The organism is Belnapia sp. AC561 (assembly GCF_979252845.1).
This window is the reverse complement of record NZ_CEEDBP010000005.1, coordinates 101,464-118,185: the sequence shown is the minus strand read 5'-3', so window position 1 is coordinate 118,185 and position 16,722 is coordinate 101,464. Positions and strand designations below refer to the sequence as shown.

Here is a 16,722-nt window from a genome sequence, read left to right as displayed (position 1 = left end):
CGCTTTGACCCCTGCGCGGCGAAGGGGTAGCGTGGTTCCGCCAACTGGCGGATGGGCCGCGGGCACTTGGGGCCGGCGGCGAACAGGGCGGAGAAAAGCAATGTCAGACAACAGCGGCTTCAAGCCGGAAACCGATATCATGCGGATGCTTGCCGATTTCCGCCTGCCCGGCATGCCGGACATGGAGGCCCTGGCCTCCGCCCAGCGCCGCAACCTCGAGGCGCTGTCGGCGGCCAACCGGGTCGCCCTGGAAGGCGCCCAGGCGGTGGCCCGCCGGCACATGGAAATCCTGCAGTCCGCCATGTCCGAGATGACCGACGTGGTGAAGGCCATGTCGTCCCAGGACACCCCGCAGGCCAAGGCGGCCCGCCAGGCCGAGCTGCTGAAGAGCGCCTATGAGAAGGCGGTCGGCAACATGCGGGAGGTCGCCGACCTCATCCAGAAGTCCAATACCGAGGCGCTGAGCCTGCTCAACCACCGCTTCACCGAGGCGATGGACGAGGTGAAGTCCCTGGTCGCCAAGCAGGGCTGAGCCCGGCCGGGTTCAGATCCGCGTCGCCATGGCGATGGCGGGGGGCTGCCGCCCACCGGTCGGCCGTCCCGCCGCGCCATAGGCGCCGCTGCCGCTGCGGGGCAGGGCCGCCCCCGCGATGGTCTCGATCACCCGGGACTGGATGGCGATGGCCCGTTCCAGCAGCCGGCGGTTCTCCTCGCCGAGGTGCTGCAGCCGGTCGGTGAGATCGGCGGCGGTGCGGCGCTCCGGGCCCTCGGCCCGGGCGCCGGTCTTGCGGGCCGCGGCGAAGGCGGCGGCGAAGGCATCCGCCGCCTGCATCTTGGCGGTGGCGAGCCCCGCCGCACTGGGCAGGTCGAGCGCCGAGAGCGCCTCGTTCTCCGCCCGCAGGGCTTCGGCGAGGCGCTGGCCGGTGGCCAGCAGGGCATCCATCATCGATCGGTTTCCCCATTCCGGGCGCCGGCGGATTGCCAGCGCAGCATTTCCCGCAGCACCGCATCGGCCAGGCCGAGGCCCCGGCCGGCCCGGGTGATCGATTGCGCCATGGCATCCACCAGCATCGGCTGCCACTGCGCCTCCGCCATGCCGCCGCCGAAGGTGGATTTGCCCGGCTGCAGCGTGGCGAAGATCGGCTGCAGCATCTGGCCGAGCGCCTGGGCCTCAAAGGCGCGGGCGGCGCGGCGCAGGCTGGCCATCTGGACGGGTGGGGCCGCGGCCTCCCGCGCGGTGAGCGGCGCGGGCATCAGCGCAGCTCCATCTCGGCCTGCAGGGCCCCGGCCGCCTTCACCGATTGCAGGATGCTGATCAGGTCGCGCGGCCCGACGCCGAGCGCATTCAACCCGCGCACCAGCTCCTGCAGGGAAACCCCGCCGCTCAGCACGCCGACCCGGCGCTCCGCCTGGTCGTCCACCTCGATGCCGGTGCGCGGCACCTGCTGGGTCTCGCCCTGGCCGAAGGCATTGGGCTGGCTGACCTGCGGCGTCTCGGTGATGCGGATGGTCAGGTTGCCCTGGGCGATGGCCACGGTGGAGACCCGGACATTGGAGCCCATGACGATGGTGCCGGAGGCTTCCTCGATGACGACCCGGGCGACCTGGTCCGGCTCGACCCGGTACTGCTCGATCTCGGCCAGGAAGCCGACCGGCTCCCGCCCGGCCATGGCCAGCACCACGGTGCGCGGGTCGGTCGCCGTCGCCGCGGTGCTGCCGGTGCCGCGGTTGATGGCGGCGGCGATGCGCCGTGCCGTGGTCAGGTCCGGGTTGCGCAGCGCCAGGCGGATGCTCGGCCGGCCGGTCAGCGCATAGGGCACCTCCCGCTCGACGATGGCGCCGCTGCTGATCCGGGCGCTGGTCGGCACGCCGCGCTGCACGCTGGCCCCGGCGCCGCGCGCCGCGACCGCGCCGGTGGCGACGGCGCCCTGGGCCACCGCATAGACCTCCCCATCGGCGCCGAGCAGGGGGGTGACCAGCAGGGTGCCACCCTGGAGATTGGTCGCATCGCCCAGCGCCGAGACGCCGATGTCGATCCGGCTGCCGGGGCGGGAGAAGGCGGGCAGGTTGGCGGTGACCATGACGGCGGCGACGTTGCGGGTATCCAGCCGCGCCTCGTTGTCCCGCGTATTCACGCCCAGGCGTTCGAGCATGCCGATGAGGGATTGCCGGGTGAAGATGGCGGTCCGCAGCCGGTCGCCGGTACCGGCCAGGCCGACCACCAGCCCATAGCCGACCAGCTGGTTGTCCCGCACGCCCTCGATATCCGCGATATCCTTGATGCGGACCGATTGCGCCGCCGCCCCGGCCGGAAGCACGGCCGCCAGGACGAGCAGGCCCCAGGCCATGAACATCCGGGCCATGGCCATCTTCGCCCTTGCGTAAGCAATTTTCGCCACGCTGCACTCCGCCTCAACGACAGCGGGTTTCAGCAATGCCCATGCCAGCGAAAGCCCGGGGTCGGGCCGGCAAGGCTTGCCGGGCGGGGCGGAACAGGGGGCAGATCATGCAGGGTATCGGCAGGATTGCGGGGGCCAGGGGCCCCGGCGCGGCGCGCGGCACCGGCCGGCGGGGCAGCGGCTTCCAGGTCCAGGCCGAGGCCGGCGTCACCACCACGGAGGCTTCGGCGACGGCCGAGGTCGCGGCGCCCGGCCTCGGGCTGCTGTCGCTCCAGGAATCCGGCTCGGATGCCGAGCGCGATGCCGCGGCACGGCGTCGGGCCGGCGACATCCTCGAGGCGCTGAACGGCCTGCAGATCGACCTGCTGGCCGGCGGTACCGGTGACCCGGCCCGGCTGGCACGGCTGGCGGCGCTGGAGTCGGGGGAGGACGGGGCCGATCCCGGATTGCGGGCGGTGGTTCAGGCTGTCGTGCTGCGCGCAAAGATTGAATTGGAAAGGCGAAACCGCGGCAGCGCTACGACGCTTTCGTGAATGGAGCCGTTATCAGCAATTTGCGTTGCTGCAACCCCTTGGCGTGGAGGCGGGCCTACTTGTATGGTCCGGCCGCCTTCGGTGCCAGGGCGGTGGGCCCCGGTCTCCGGCGGAATTGGGGCCGTCCAGACAATGTTGATCACCCTGCCGCCCGATTATCGTCCGACAGACGACGAAGAATTCATGAACGCCCGTCAGCAGGAATACTTCCGTCAGAAGCTTCGGCGCTGGCGGCACGACTTGCTGCGTGAGGCTGGCGACACGCTGGCCAGCCTTTCCGCCGGCGGCATCTCCGAGGCGGACCTGACCGACCGGGCCAGCGTCGAGACCGACCGGGCGCTGGAACTGCGGACCCGGGACCGGGCCCGCAAGCTGGCTTCCAAGATCGACCAGGCGCTCGAGCGCATCGACAACGGCACCTACGGCTATTGCGAGGAAACCGGGGAGCCGATCGGCCTGCGCCGGCTGGAAGCCCGGCCGATCGCCACCCTGTCGATCGAGGCGCAGGAGCGGCATGAGCGCATGGAGCGGGTCCACCGCGACGACTGACTTGCGCCCATCCGCGTGATGGCGACAGCCTGCCCCACCAGGATGGGGGGGCGGCGATGCGGTTGCAGGGACGACATGCGGTGATCACCGGGGGCGCCTCCGGGATCGGCCTCGCCAGCGCCCGGGCCTTCCTGCGGGAAGGGGCGCGGGTTGTTCTGCTGGACCGGGATGAGGCGGCGCTGGCCGCCGTGGCGGCCGGACTGGGCGTGGCCGGCATAACCGTGGACGTGGCGGAACCGGGCTCGACCCAGGCCGCGGTCGCGGCAGCCGCCGAGGCGCTCGGCGGCATCGATGCGGTGGTGAATGCCGCGGGCATCAGCCGGCTGGCCCCCTTCGCCGAGACCGGCCCCGCGCTCTGGCGCCAGGTGATGGCGGTGAACCTCGACGGCCCCTTCCATGTCTGCAGCGCCGCCCTGCCGTATCTGCGCGCCGCGGGCGGCGGCAGCATCGTCAACCTGGCCTCGGCGGCGGGGCTGACGCCGCGGCCGAACTATTCGGCCTATGGCGCTTCCAAGGGCGGGCTCATCATGTTCACCCGCAGCCTGGCGCTGGAGCTCGCGGCCGAGAATATCCGCGCCAACGCGGTCTGCCCCGGGGCGATCGAGACGCCGATGCTGGCCGCCACCATCGCCGATGCGAACGAGGCCGCCATCCTCGCCCGCTATGCCCTACGGCGCTTCGGCACGGCGGCGGAGGTTGCCAACCTCGTGTTGTTCCTGACCAGCAGCGAGGCCAGCTACGTCACCGGCGCCGCCTATACGGTGGATGGCGGCTCGGTCTTCCACTGAGCCTCAGGGCACGCGGATGTTGCGCGCCTTGATGATGCCGGCCCACTTGGCATTCTCCCGGGTGAAGTAGTCCGGCCATTGCTCCGGCCCCTCGGCCAGGATGGTGATGCCGGCGGCTTCCAGCTTGGCCTTCACCTCCGGCGCCTGCAGCGCCGCGGCGCTGGCGGTGGCGAGCTTGCGCACCACCGCATCCGGCATGCCGGCAGGGCCGAGGAAGGCGAAGTCGGTCGAGGACTCGAAGCCGGGCAGCCCGGCCTCGGCGATGGTCGGCACCGCCGGCGCCAGCGCCGCGCGGCGCAGGGTGGAGGTGCCGAGCGCCCGGACCTGGCCGCTGGCGATGAAGGGCAGGGCGGTGATCAGGTCGATGAAGGTGACCCTGGTCTCCCCGGTGAGCAACGCCTGCGCCGCCGGGCCGCCGCCGCGATAGGGCACGTGCAGCATGCTGATCCCGGCCATGGCCATCAGCATCTCCGTCGCCAGGTGGCTGGTGCCGCCGATGCCGGAGGTGCCGAAGCTGAAGGCATCCGGCCGGGCCTTCGCCAGGGCGAGGAACTCCTTCAGGTCCCGCACCGGCACCGCGGGATGCACGCAGAGGATCTGCGGGCTGCTGGCCACCAGGGAGATGCCGGCGAAGGCGGTCGCGTTGTCATAGGGCAGCGAGGTCGTCAGATGCGGCGCGATGGCATAGGTGCTGTTGGTGCCGAGCAGCAGGGTGCCGCCATCCGGCCTGGCGCGGGCGACGTAGTTGTGTCCCAGGGTCCCGGTCGCGCCGGGCCGGTTCTCCACCACGAAGGGCTGGCCCAGGTCGGCCGACATCCGCTGCATGAGGATGCGGGCGACGCTGTCCGAGGAGCCGCCGGCCGGCCAGGGATTGACCACCGTCACCGGCCGGTCCGGATAGGCTTGCGCCTGCGCCCGGGCCAGCCCCGGCGCGACCGCGAGGCCGAGCAGTAGTCCGCGCCGCCGCATCACGCCGCCTCCAGCACGAGGTTGAGGTCGCCATCCACCGAGACCTGCGTCGCCGGGCCGATGACGCAGGTGGATTCCCGTTCCTCGACCAGGGCCGGCCCGTCGAAGCGCATGCCCGGCCGCAGCGCGTAGCGGTCATAGACCGGGCAGGCCAAGGGGAGGCCATTGGCGCCATGGCCCTCGAAGGTGACGGGCCGCTCGCCGCGCGGGGTCGGCTGCCCGCTGGCCGGGGCCGCGGTGCCGCCGAGGCGGATGCGGATATCCTGGCCCGGCGCGGCGCAGGCGAGGCGCCAGGACAGCGCCTCGATCGGCTGGTCCTCGACGATGCGGCCGAAGCGGGTGCGGTAGCTGTCGAAGAAGTTTTGGCGGATCGCCGCGATATCGGCGTCGCTCAGCGAGATGCCCGGCAGCGGGACCGAGATCTCGAAGCCCTGGCCGACGTGGCGCATGTCGGCGCTCGGCTTCAGGATGATGGTCGCCGGATCGGCTCCGGCCTCGGCCAGCAGCGCGCGGCCGGCCGCCGCCATCTCGGCGAACAGTCCGTTCACCACCGCCCAGTCCAGCCGGCCGAGCCGCCCGACATGGCTGCGCACCATGTCGGTCGCCGGCGGCGCCACCAGGAAGCCGAGCGCCGAGGCGACGCCGGCGCCGAGCGGCACCAGGATGCGCCGGATCTTCAGCAGCCGGGCCAGGTTCCAGGCATGCACCGGCCCGGCGCCGCCGAAGGCGATCAGCGTATAGTCGCGCGGGTCGCGGCCCTTCTCGGCCAGATGCATCCGGGTCGCCGCCGCCATGGTCTCGTCGACGATCCGCTGCACGCCAAGCGCGGCATCGACCGGCGCGAGGCGCAGGCTTTCCGCCACGCCTTCGGCGAAGGCGCGGCGGACCCGGTCGGGGTCGAGCGCCATCTCGCCGCCGAGGAAATAGGCCGCATCCAGCCGGCCGAGCAGCAGGTCGGCATCGGTCACGCAGGGCTCGGTGCCGCCGCGGCCGTAGCAGACCGGGCCCGGCATGGCGCCGGCGCTGCGCGGGCCGACCTTCATCAGCCCGGAGCCCGGCTCGATCCGGGCGATGGAGCCGCCGCCGGCGCCGATCTCGATCATGTCCACGACCGAGACCTTGAGCGGCAGCCCGCTGCCCTTGACGAAGCGGCGGACACGGCCGGCCTCGAAGTCGAATTTATGATCCGGTGCTCCATCCTCCACCAGGCACATCTTCGCCGTGGTGCCGCCCATGTCGTAGGAAACCACGCGGTCGAGCCCTGCCAGCTTGGCAATGAAGGCCGCGGCCATGGCGCCGGCGGCGGGGCCGCTCTCGATCAGCCGGATCGGGAATTCCTTCGCCTCCCGCACCGCGGCGATGCCGCCGCCCGAGAGCATGACATAGAGCCGCCCCTCAAAGCCGATGCCGGCGAGGTCGGCCTCCAGCTTGTCGAGGTAGCGGCGCATGCGCGGCTGGACATAGGCATTGGCGCAGGCGGTGGAGCTGCGTTCGTATTCGCGGATCTCGGGCGCGACCTCGGCCGAGAGGGTCAGCGCCAGCTTCGGGTACAAGGCCCGGACGATCTCCCCGGCGCGCCTCTCGTGCCGGGGATCGCGGTAGCTGTGCAGGAAGCCGATCGCCAGCGCCTCGATCCGCTCGCCCTCGACCAGGTCGGTGACCTCGCGGGCGATGGCGATCTCGTCCAGCGCCAGCAGCTCGGCGCCATCGGCATCGAGCCGGCCGGGGATCTCCCGCCGCAGGTGGCGCGGCACCAGCGTCGGCGGCGCTTCCAGGAAGAGGTCGTAGAGATCGTAGCGAATCTCCTTGCCGATCTCGATGGAATCGCGGAAGCCCGCCGTGGTCAGCAGCCCGACCTTGGCACCGGTGCGTTCGATGACGGTATTCGTCACCAAGGTCGTGCCATGGACGATGCTGTGCAGGTCGGCCGGCACCAGCCCCGCCTCGCGCAGGATGCGCTGCGTGCCCTCGATGATGGCGCGGGAGGGATCGTCCGGCGTGGTCAGCAGCTTGCCGGTATGGACCCTGTCCCGCTGCGGATCATGCAGCACCAAGTCGGTGAAGGTGCCGCCGACGTCCACGCCGATGCGCGCCGTGCCCGCCATCTCAGCGCTCCCCATAGGGCGCGGCGTCGGTCACGTAGCCGTCGCGCAGATCGGCCGCCAGCGCCGCCGGGTCGCGCGCCGAGGCCGGGCCATAGCCGCCGCCGCCGGCATAGCGCATGACCAGCTTCGTCCCGGGATCGATGGTGGTGCGGGACTTCGGATGCGGCTTCGTGCCGTCGCTCATCACGATCTCCGCCGCGCCGCCCGGCCCGCCGCCGAGCACGCCCTGGGCCGGATGCTCACGCCGGTCCGACAGCAGCGAGAGGCGCAGCGGCGCCGGCGAGCGCACCTCGATCACCGCCTCCTGCCCCAGCCCGCCGCGGAACTGCCCGGCGCCGCCGCTGTCCGGCCGCAACTGCTTCGCCCAGACCACCAGCGGTGCGACGCTTTCGAAAGCCTCGATGCTGCCGGCGCCGGCATTGGTCGGGAAGGCGGTGGTCGCCAGCCCGTCGCGGTGCGGGCAGGCGCCCATGCCGCCCGAGGCGAACAGCACCTGGCTGAACCGGTCACCCTGCCGGTCGAGACCGGAGAACAGCGCCCGCATCGTCGGCGCACCGCCGCATTCGGCGATGACCTGGCCGGGAATGACCGGGCTCATCGCCTTGTAGATCGCGCCCGCCAGAAGGTGACCGGTGAGCTGCCGGGCACTGACCGGGGCGGGGAAGCGCGGGTTGAGGATGCTGCCCTCCGGCGCGCGGACCTCGATGGCGCGGTAGCTGCCCTCGTTGCGCGGGGTAAAGGGGTCGAGCGCGCATTTCACCGGATAGACCGCATAGGCATGCGTGTAGTTCATCACGCAATTGATGCCGCGGTCGATCTGCGGGCTGCTGCCGGCGAAGTCGAGCAGCATGGTATCGCCGCTGACCGTCACGGTGACGGCGATGGTGGTGACATGCTCGTCGAAGCCATCCGCCTCGATGGTCGCGGACCAGCTACCGTCGGGCAGCGCTGCGATCGCCTGGCGCATGGCGCGGTCGGCCCGCGCATGCAGCGCGCGGCCGAGGCCCTGCATATCCGCCAGCTTGGCGTCGTCGAGGAATTCGGTGACGCGGGTGGCGCAGACCTCATTGGCAGTGATCTGCGCCTCGAGGTCGCCCAGCACCTGGTTCGGCACCCGGACGTTGTTCAGGAACAGCTCCAGCAGCGCCTCGTTGCGCTGGCCCTCGCGGATCAGCCGCATCGGCGGGATGCGGACGCCTTCCTCGAAGACTTCCCGGCAATCCGCCGACCAGAGGCTGCCGCCGACATCCGGGCTATGCGCGATCGATCCCGCGAAGCCGACCAGCGCGCCGGCGTGAAAGATCGGGGTGACGGCGGTGATATCCGGCAGGTGGCCGGTCGCCAGCCAGGGGTCGTTGGTGATGACGCAATCGCCCGGGCGCCAAGTTTCGGCCGGGAATTTCGCCAGGAAATGCTTGGTCGTCTTCGGCAGGATGCAGGAGAAGCTGGCGATGCCGCCGGTATTCTCCGAGATGCTGTCGCCGTTGCGGTCCATCAGCACGCAGGCGAAGTCGTTGGACTCGCGGACGATGGTGGAGAAGGCAGTGCGCAGCAGGGCCGCCGCGGCCTCGTCGGCGATGGAGATCAGCCGGCTCCAGAGGATCTCCAGCGTGATCGGGTCGAAGCCCTCATCGTCAGCCATGCAGACCATCCCTTCGCAGTTGCGGAACGGTAGGGCGCGGCGCCGGGCCGGGCAAGGTGGCGGCATCCGATTGACACCGGAGCCCGGGCCATGCTCGCCTTCGTATCAAGCCCGCGCAGAGGGCAGGAGGACGCGCATGCCCGGCTCCCTTTCCGCCGCCGAGGTCGAGGCGTATCGCCGCCGCGGCTACCTCTCCCCGCTCCGTGCCTTCAGCCCGGAGGCAGCGGCCGGCCAGCTCGCGGGCCTCCGTGCCGCGGAGGCCAGGCTCGGCGGCAGGCTGGAGGGGCGGATGAACCAGAAGCCGCATCTGCTCTTCCCCTGGATGCACGAGCTGGTCTGCCATCCCGCGGTGCTGGATGCGGTGGAAAGCGTGATCGGCCCCGACATCCTCTGCTGGGGCAGCCAGTTCTTCATGAAGGGCGCGGGCGACAGCGCCTTCGTCTCCTGGCACCAGGACGGCACCTATTGGGGCCTCTCCTCCCCGGATGTGGTCACCGCCTGGGTGGCGCTGACGCCGAGCGTGCCGGAAAGCGGCAACATGCGCGTCGTCCCCGGTACGCACCTCGCCCCGGTGCCGCATGCCGATACCTATGCGAAGGACAACCTGCTCTCCCGCGGGCAGGAGGTGACGGTGGAGGTGGACCCGGCCACGGCGGTCGACATCACCCTGCAGCCCGGCGAGATGAGCCTGCACCACGTCCTCATCGTGCATGGCTCCGAGCCCAACCATGCGAGCTGGCCGCGCATCGGCTTCGCCATCCGCTACGTGCCGACCCATGTACGGCAATTGTCCGGGGAGAAGGACAGCGCGATGCTGGTCCGCGGCACCGATACCCACCATAATTTCGAGCATGAGCTGCCGCCGGAGGCCGAGCTGCATCCCGATGCGCTCGCCCGGCACGCGGCAATCCTCGACCGCCAGCTCGCCATCCTCTACCGCGGCGCGCAGCAGGCGGGGAAGCTGGGGGCGACCGTCCAAGCGGGGTGAACCCGCGGGCCTTGGGGAGACGCAAGAATGATAAGAAAACGCACGCTGCTGGCCGCCACCCTGGCGATGCCGGCCATCGCCCGCGCCCAGTCCGAGATCCGCATCCGCTTCGCCCATAGCCTCTCGACCGTCGAGCCGGCGCATCAGGCGGCCGAATTCTTCGCCCGCAACATGGCGGCCCGTACCAACAACCGTGTCCGCATCGAGGTCTTCCCCGGCGAGCAGCTCGGCTCCGGCCGCGACGTGAACGAGATGATCCGCCAGGGCGCCAATGTGATGAACATCACGGACCCCGGCTACCTCAGCGATTTCGTCCCCGATGTCGGCATCCTCAACGGCCCCTATCTGGTCGACAGCCACGGCCAATTCGCCAAGCTGCTGAACAGCGACTGGTACCGCGCGGTCGATGCCAAGCTGCAGCAGGGCGGCTTCCGGATGATCATGCAGGGCGCCTATTTCGGCGCCCGCCACATGATCGCGGAGAAGCCCATCCTGAAGCCGGCCGACATGGCGGCGATGACGGTGCGGGTCCCGCCGAACCAGATGTGGATCGAGACCTTCCGCAGCCTCGGCGCCCGGCCGACCACGGTGCAGTGGAGCGAGATCTACAACGCACTGCAGCAGAACGTGGTGCAGGCCGCCGAGGCGCCCTATGGCTCGCTCTGGGGCGCGCGGCTGCAGGAGGTGCGCAAGGTCATCTCCACCACCGGGCATTTCCAGGCCCTCACCGGCTGGCCGATGAGCAATGCCGCCTTCAACCGCCTGCCGGCCGAGATCCGCACCATCATGTTGGAGGAAGGCGCCAGGGCCGGGCTCGAGCAGACCCGCCTGACGAACGAGCAGGAAGCCGGCTTCGTCGAGCGCTTCAAGGGCGCCGGCGTGCAGATCGCCACTGATGTCGATACCGCCGCCTTCCGCGAGGCCTCGGCGCCGACCTACCGTGCCTTCCCGAAATGGACCCCGGGCCTGCACGAGACGGTGCGGAAGATCCTCGGCACATGAAGCGCCAGATGGCCCAGGCCTGGCGCGCCCCGGACGAGGTGATCGCCGTCGCCGCGCTGCTGGTCACGGTGGGCGCGGTCGGCTGGGGCGTCGTCACCCGCTACGTCACCGCGCAGCCGGCGGTCTGGGCCAGCGAGGTCGCCGCCATCGCCTTCGCCTGGCTGACCTTCTTCGGCGCCAGCGCCTGCTTCCGGCACAATGCGCATCCCTCGATCGACACGCTGGTGGGGCGGCTGCCGGCCGGGCCGCAGCGTGCGGTACGCGTCGGCGTGGATGCGCTGGTCGCCGCCTTCCTCGGCTATTTCTGCTGGATGGGCGTCGCATTCTCCATCGCCGCCTGGGACAACCCGACGGCGGTGCTGCGGCTGCCGATGACCATCGTCTATGGCCCCATCACCTTGGCGACGGCGATGATGCTGGTCCGCCACCTCATCAACATGCGGCGGCCGGTGGTGCTGCCCGAGCGGGCGATGGCATGAGCGTCGCGCTGCCCTCCATCCTGCTCGCGGTGCTGTTCGCGCTGAACGTGCCGGTGGCCTTCGCCATCGCCATGTCGGCGCTGTCCTTCTTCTTCCTGACCGATGGGCTGCCGCTCGACATCTTCTTCCAGAAGATGGTCTCGACCACCGAAAGCTATCCGCTGCTGGCGGTGCCCTTCTTCGTCCTCGCCGGCAGCCTGATGAATGCGGCGGGCATCACCCGCCGGCTGCTGCATCTGGCGGATGCGCTGGTCGGCCACCTCACCGGCGCGCTGGCGCAATCCTGCACCGTGCTGGCGACGCTGCTGGGCGGCCTCACCGCCTCCTCCTCGGCCGATGCCGCCATGCTGGCGAAGCTGTTCGGGCCGGAGATGGTCAAGCGCGGCTATTCCGCGGCCTTCGCCGCCGCCATCACCTCCTCCGCCGCCATCATCACCGCGCTGATCCCGCCGGGCATCGGCCTGATCATCTACGGCTATCTCGCGGATGTCTCGGTCGGGCGGCTGTTCCTGGCCGGGGTGGTGCCGGGGATGCTGCTGGCGGGCTCGCTCTTCCTCACCACCTGGATCATCGCCAAACGCCGCGGCTATGCGCCGGCGCGGCCGCATTTCGCCGGCTGGGCGGAGGTCGGCGCGGCGGCGAAGGATGCGGTCTGGGCGCTGCTGATCCCGGTCTTCATCATCGTCGGCCTGCGCTACGGCCTTTTCACCACGACGGAGGCCGGCGCCATCACCGTGGTGGTCACCATCGTCATCGGCGCCTTCATCTACCACGAGCTGACCTGGGCCAAGGTGCCGCTGGTGCTGCGGGAGACGGTGCTCGATACCTCCTCCGTCATGCTGCTGATCTGCGCCGCCTCCGCCTTCGGCTTCTACCTGGCCTGGGAAAGGCTGCCGCCGCAGATGGCGGCCTGGATGGTCGGGCTGACCAGCGACCCGACCATGCTGCTGCTGATCATCAACGTCATGCTGATCGTCCTCGGCACCGCGGTGGAGGGCACCGCGGCGCTGATCATCCTGACGCCGATCTTCGTGCCGGTGATCATGAAGTTCGGCATCGATCCGGTCCACTTCGGCATCGTCCTCGTCACCAACCTGACCATCGCCGGCATCACCCCGCCGGTGGGGCAGATGATGTTCATCTCCTGCGCGGTGCTGCGGGTGCCGATGGAAGTCTATACGGTGGAGATCATGCCCTTCCTCTTGGCGACCTGCGCCGTCCTGGGCATCATCACCTTCGTGCCGGGGGTCTGCCTCTGGCTGCCCGACCTCATCATGGGACCGTGATCATGCCAAGCATCGTGCCGACCGGCGGCATCCTCGGGGCCGATGTGCTGGGCCTCGACCTCGCCCGGCCGCTGGCCGATGCGGATTTCGCCCTGCTGCTGCGGGCGCTGGGCGAGCACGGCGTGCTGCGCGTCCCCGCCCAGCGGATCGATGCGCGGGCGCTGCGGGACTTTTCCCTGCGCTTCGGCCCGATCCAGACCGGCGTCGCCGACCGCTTCCGCGACCCGGAGGTGCCCGAGGTCGGCATCCTCTCCAATATCCGCCGCGACGGCGCGCCGATCGGCCTGGCGGATGCCGGGCAGGATTGGCATACCGACATGACCTATACCGCGACGCGCGGCTTCGTGAACGTGCTCTATGCCGTCGAGGTGCCGATGCGGGACGGCCGGCCGCTGGGCGATACCCTCTTCGCCAATATGCACGCCGCCTACGACGACCTGCCGGCCGGGATCAAGGCGCGGCTGGACGGCATGACGGCGACGCACGACTTCAACATCTTCTGGGAACGCATGCGGACCCGCCCCGGCAGCAGCCGGCCGCCGCTGAGCCCGGCGCAGCGCGCCGCGCGGCCGCCGGCGGTGCATCCGGTCTTCCTCACCCACCCGATCACCGGCCGCCGCGTGCTCTACTGCAACCCCGGCTATGCCGAGCGCATCAACGAGCTGGAGGAGGCCGAGAGCGCCCGCATGCTCGAATTTCTCTTCGCCCATCAGCTCCAGCCGAAGTACCAGCATGCGCATCGCTGGTCGGTCGGCGACGTGCTGCTCTGGGACCATCTCGGCACCCTGCACAATGCCATCCCCGACTACGGCCCGGACGAGCATCGCCTGATGCTCCGCTGCCAGGTGATGGCCGGGCAGATCTTCGACCCCGCTTTCCGGCAGCATTGGCTGAAGGCCGCCTGACCCCATGAAGTTCACCCCATGAAGATCATCAGCTTCTCCACCATGTCCGGGCCCTCCTTCGGCCTGGTCACCGAGGCCGGCATCAGCGACGTCGGCGCCCGGCTGTTCGGCCGCTTCGCGGATATCTCCGCCGTGCTGGCGGCCGGCGCCCTGGACGAGGTCGCCCGCCACATCGGCGCGACGCCGGATTTCGCGCTGGAGGACGTGACCGTCCTGCCGGCGGTGCCCTCGCCGCTGCGCAAGGTGCTCTGCGTCGGCCTGAACTACCGCGCCCATGTGGCGGAATCCGCGGGCCGCGCGGTGCCGGAGCAGCCGCGCATCTTCGCCCGCCTCGCCGATACCATCATCGGCCATGGCGAGCCGATGTGGTGCCCGCCCAATTCCTCGCATTTCGACTACGAGGGCGAGCTCGCCGTCGTCATCGGCAAGGCCGGGCGGCGCATCCCGGCCGCCCGCGCGCTGGACCACGTCGCCGCCTATACCTGTTTCAACGACGGCAGCCTGCGCGACTACCAGAAGCACTCGGTCACCGCCGGCAAGAACTTCCCGCGGACCGGGCCGCTCGGTCCCTGGCTGGTCACCAAGGACGAGATCCCCGATCCCGCCGCGCTGACCCTGACCACGCGCGTCAACGGCGAGCAGCGCCAGCGGACCAGCACCGGCGACATGATCCTCGATGTGGCGGCGCTGATCGAATACATCTCCGCCTTCACCCCGCTGAGGCCCGGCGACGTCATCGCCACCGGCACGCCTGAGGGCGTGGCGCATGCCCGCAAGCCACCGCCCTGGCTGGTGCCGGGCGATGTCGTCGAGGTCGAGATCAGCGGCATCGGCATCCTGCGCAACCCCGTGGTGGCCGAGCCATGATCGGCCGCCGTCCGCTCCTCGCCGCCGCACTCGCGGCACCTGCCATTGCCCGGGCCCAATCCGGCTGGCCCAACCGCCCGGTGCGGGTGGTGGTGCCATTCCCCCCCGGCGGCTCCAACGACGTCATCGCCCGGCCCCTGGCGGAGCGGCTCCAGGCCAGGCTCGGCCAGGCCTTCGTGGTGGAGAACCGGGGCGGGGCCGGTGGCGCCATCGGCGCCGGCCAGGTCGCCCAGGCGGCGGCGGATGGCTATACGCTGATGGTCACCTCCTCCTCCTTCCCCACCACCGCCGTGCTGCAGAAGACGCCCTGGGATGCCGAGGGCAGCTTCGACGCGGTGGCGCTGCTGGCCCGCGCGCCCTTCTTCCTGATGGTCAACCCGGGCTTCGCCCCGCGCAACGTCGCCGAGCTGGTTGCCCTGGCGAAGGCCAGGCCCGGCAGCATCGACTACGGCACCTCCGGCGCCGGCGGCATCAACCACTTCATCTCGGAGTATTTCTGCCTGGCGGCCGGGATCAAGATGAACCACATCCCCTATCGCGGCACCGCCCCGGCGGTGACGGACCTCGTCGCCGGCACCATCCCGCTGATGATCACGACGGTCGCCAGCGCCAATGCCGCCATCCGCGAGGGGCGGGTGAAGGTCATCGCCGCGACCGCCGAGGGTGGCGGCCTGCCGCCCGACGTGCCGCCGGTCACCACCGTGCAGCAGCAGGGGCTGGACTACGAGGTCTCCATCTGGTGGGGCCTGCTGACGCCGAAGGGCGTGCCGCCGGAGATCCGCGCCGCCATCCATGCCGCGACCAATACCGCGCTGGCCGATGCCAACCTCAAGCGCATCTACGACGCCGAAGGCGCCACGCCATCGCCGGTCGGCCCCGATGAATTCGCCAAGGTCCTCCACGCCGATCTCGCCCGCTGGCGCGAGGTCGCCCAAGCCGCCAATATCCGCGCCGAATGACCCCGCATCGCCACCAATTCGACCCCGCCGCCACCGGCGCCCTGCAAGGGCTGCGGGTGGTCGATCTCTCCCGCCTCGTCGCCGGCAACATGCTGACCAAGGTGCTCGCCGACCACGGCGCCGAAGTCATCAAGCTGGAACCCCCGGAGGGCGACACCCTCCGCGCCTGGCGCATCAAGGGCATCTCCACCACCTGGAAGACGCTGTCGCGCAACAAGCTCTCCGTCTGCCTCGCGCTGCGCGACCCGGCCGCCATCGACATCGTCAAGCGGCTGGTCACCGATGCCGCCATGCTGGTCGAGAGCTTCCGCCCCGGCGTGCTGGAACGCATGGGCCTTGGGCCCGAGGTGCTGCATGCCATCAACCCGGCGCTGGTCATCGTCCGGGTCAGCGGCTGGGGCCAGACCGGGCCCTACCGGCACAAGCCCGGCTTCGGCACCCTGGTGGAGGGCTACTCCGGCTTCGCCGCGGTGAACGGCTTCGCCGACCGCGAACCCGTGCTGCCGCCGATGTACATGGCGGATGGCTATGCCGGGCTCTATGGCGCGGCGACGGCGATGATCGCGCTGCGCCATGCCGAGGCGACCGGGCAGGGGCAGGTCATCGACCTGACGCTGTTCGACCCGATCTTCACCATGATGGAACCGCAGCTCGCCAACTGGAAGCTGAACCAGACGCTGAAGCCGCGCACCGGCAGCCGCAGCACCAATGCCGTGCCGCGCAATGCCTACCAGACGAAAGATGGCGGCTGGGTCTGCCTCTCGGCCAGCACCCAGGGCATGACCGAGAAGCTGCTGCGCAGCATCGACCGCGCCGAGCTCATCACAGACCCGCGCTTCCGCACCAACGTGGACCGCGTGCAGCACGGCGTGGAGCTGGATGCGATCATCGCCGGCTATATCGCCGAGCGCGACCTCGCCACCGTGCTGGCGCATTTCGACGCGGCCGGCGTCACCATCGGCCCGATCATGGATGCCGAGATGCTGGAGCACGACGCTTACGTGATCGAGCGCGAGGCGGTGGTCGAGGTGCCGGACGACGAGATGCCCGACGGCTGGCTGCCCATGCATGGCATGGTGCCCCGGCTCTCCGGCACGCCGGGCATCCTGGCCCGCCCGGCGCCGAGGCTCGGCGAGCACAATGCCGCCATCCTCGGCCCCCTGCTGGGCGAGGCAGAGGTTGCCCGGCTGCGCGCCGCCGGGGTCATCCGGGAGGGCTGAAGACCCGCTTCCGGAACCATCCGCTCCCCCC

The 16,722-nt window shown here is 70.6% G+C and carries 18 protein-coding genes; 12 read left to right on the top strand and 6 right to left on the bottom strand.

What is annotated here, in order from left to right; genetic code table 11:
* Positions 1-100 precede the first annotated feature (100 nt).
* The gene (locus AC0IW9_RS06025) at positions 101-532 is read left to right on the top strand and encodes a phasin family protein (protein WP_471647306.1); all 432 of its coding nucleotides are present in this window, start codon (positions 101-103) and stop codon (positions 530-532) included.
* A 12-nt stretch (positions 533-544) separates the two neighbouring features.
* Here the strand turns inward: AC0IW9_RS06025 and AC0IW9_RS06020 are convergent, their stop codons facing one another.
* The 3 genes from AC0IW9_RS06020 to AC0IW9_RS06010 are packed head-to-tail and all read right to left on the bottom strand — an operon-like array spanning position 545 to position 2,363.
* A complete protein-coding gene (locus AC0IW9_RS06020) occupies positions 545-946 on the bottom strand; it encodes a hypothetical protein (protein ID WP_471647305.1) in 402 nt (133 codons plus the stop codon).
* Positions 943-1,254 (bottom strand): rod-binding protein, encoded by a 312-nt coding sequence (locus tag AC0IW9_RS06015; protein ID WP_471647304.1) that lies wholly within the window; start codon positions 1,252-1,254, stop codon positions 943-945. Before AC0IW9_RS06015 ends, AC0IW9_RS06020 begins: the two co-directional genes overlap by 4 nt.
* Positions 1,254-2,363: a flagellar basal body P-ring protein FlgI gene (locus tag AC0IW9_RS06010; protein WP_471647303.1), complete on the bottom strand. Its 1,110-nt coding sequence runs from the start codon at positions 2,361-2,363 to the stop codon at positions 1,254-1,256. Before AC0IW9_RS06010 ends, AC0IW9_RS06015 begins: the two co-directional genes overlap by 1 nt.
* Positions 2,364-2,506: 143 nt before the next feature.
* On the opposite strand from AC0IW9_RS06010, the gene AC0IW9_RS06005 reads away from it, so the two are divergent.
* From AC0IW9_RS06005 to AC0IW9_RS05995, 3 genes are all read left to right on the top strand, one after another.
* Entirely contained in the window at positions 2,507-2,932 is a 426-nt protein-coding gene (locus AC0IW9_RS06005; protein WP_471647302.1) for a flagellar assembly protein FliX, read from the top strand.
* A gap of 132 nt (positions 2,933-3,064) precedes the next feature.
* Positions 3,065-3,481, top strand: coding sequence for an RNA polymerase-binding protein DksA (gene dksA, locus AC0IW9_RS06000; protein ID WP_471647301.1), 417 nt, complete (start codon positions 3,065-3,067; stop codon positions 3,479-3,481).
* A 56-nt stretch (positions 3,482-3,537) separates the two neighbouring features.
* Entirely contained in the window at positions 3,538-4,269 is a 732-nt protein-coding gene (locus AC0IW9_RS05995) for an SDR family NAD(P)-dependent oxidoreductase (protein WP_471647300.1), read from the top strand.
* 3 nt (positions 4,270-4,272) lie between these two features.
* On the opposite strand, the gene AC0IW9_RS05990 is transcribed toward AC0IW9_RS05995, so the two are convergent.
* Genes AC0IW9_RS05990 through AC0IW9_RS05980 form a run of 3 tightly spaced genes read right to left on the bottom strand, consistent with a single transcriptional unit; the run spans position 4,273 to position 8,985 of the window.
* Complete coding sequence (locus AC0IW9_RS05990; protein WP_471647299.1) at positions 4,273-5,238, bottom strand: Bug family tripartite tricarboxylate transporter substrate binding protein; 966 nt, start codon at positions 5,236-5,238, stop codon at positions 4,273-4,275.
* Positions 5,238-7,343, bottom strand: a complete 2,106-nt coding sequence (locus AC0IW9_RS05985) for a hydantoinase/oxoprolinase family protein (protein ID WP_471647298.1) — start codon at positions 7,341-7,343, stop codon at positions 5,238-5,240. Before AC0IW9_RS05985 ends, AC0IW9_RS05990 begins: the two co-directional genes overlap by 1 nt.
* A gap of 1 nt (position 7,344) precedes the next feature.
* On the bottom strand, positions 7,345-8,985 hold the full coding sequence (locus tag AC0IW9_RS05980; protein WP_471647297.1) for a hydantoinase B/oxoprolinase family protein: 1,641 nt from the start codon (positions 8,983-8,985) through the stop codon (positions 7,345-7,347).
* Positions 8,986-9,121: 136 nt separating this feature from the next.
* Between AC0IW9_RS05980 and AC0IW9_RS05975 the strand changes: the two genes are divergently transcribed.
* From AC0IW9_RS05975 to AC0IW9_RS05940, 8 genes are read left to right on the top strand one after another with little or no spacing between them, the layout of a single operon-like run.
* Positions 9,122-9,973: a phytanoyl-CoA dioxygenase family protein gene (locus AC0IW9_RS05975; protein ID WP_471647296.1), complete on the top strand. Its 852-nt coding sequence runs from the start codon at positions 9,122-9,124 to the stop codon at positions 9,971-9,973.
* Between the two features lie 27 nt (positions 9,974-10,000).
* Positions 10,001-10,975 carry a C4-dicarboxylate TRAP transporter substrate-binding protein gene (locus tag AC0IW9_RS05970; RefSeq protein ID WP_471647295.1) on the top strand — a complete coding sequence of 325 codons (975 nt, stop codon included), beginning with the start codon at positions 10,001-10,003 and terminating at the stop codon, positions 10,973-10,975.
* Positions 10,972-11,454: a TRAP transporter small permease gene (locus tag AC0IW9_RS05965; protein WP_471647294.1), complete on the top strand. Its 483-nt coding sequence runs from the start codon at positions 10,972-10,974 to the stop codon at positions 11,452-11,454. The genes AC0IW9_RS05970 and AC0IW9_RS05965 overlap by 4 nt, the downstream gene beginning before the upstream one ends.
* Positions 11,451-12,740: a TRAP transporter large permease gene (locus AC0IW9_RS05960; RefSeq protein WP_471647293.1), complete on the top strand. Its 1,290-nt coding sequence runs from the start codon at positions 11,451-11,453 to the stop codon at positions 12,738-12,740. The genes AC0IW9_RS05965 and AC0IW9_RS05960 overlap by 4 nt, the downstream gene beginning before the upstream one ends.
* 2 nt (positions 12,741-12,742) lie before the next feature.
* Positions 12,743-13,645, top strand: a complete 903-nt coding sequence (locus AC0IW9_RS05955) for a TauD/TfdA dioxygenase family protein (RefSeq protein ID WP_471647292.1) — start codon at positions 12,743-12,745, stop codon at positions 13,643-13,645.
* A gap of 18 nt (positions 13,646-13,663) precedes the next feature.
* Positions 13,664-14,512 (top strand): fumarylacetoacetate hydrolase family protein, encoded by an 849-nt coding sequence (locus AC0IW9_RS05950; protein ID WP_471647291.1) that lies wholly within the window; start codon positions 13,664-13,666, stop codon positions 14,510-14,512.
* A complete protein-coding gene (locus tag AC0IW9_RS05945) occupies positions 14,509-15,471 on the top strand; it encodes a tripartite tricarboxylate transporter substrate-binding protein (RefSeq protein WP_471647290.1) in 963 nt (320 codons plus the stop codon). Before AC0IW9_RS05950 ends, AC0IW9_RS05945 begins: the two co-directional genes overlap by 4 nt.
* Positions 15,468-16,691: a CaiB/BaiF CoA transferase family protein gene (locus AC0IW9_RS05940; RefSeq protein WP_471647289.1), complete on the top strand. Its 1,224-nt coding sequence runs from the start codon at positions 15,468-15,470 to the stop codon at positions 16,689-16,691. Before AC0IW9_RS05945 ends, AC0IW9_RS05940 begins: the two co-directional genes overlap by 4 nt.
* Positions 16,692-16,722 lie beyond the last annotated feature (31 nt).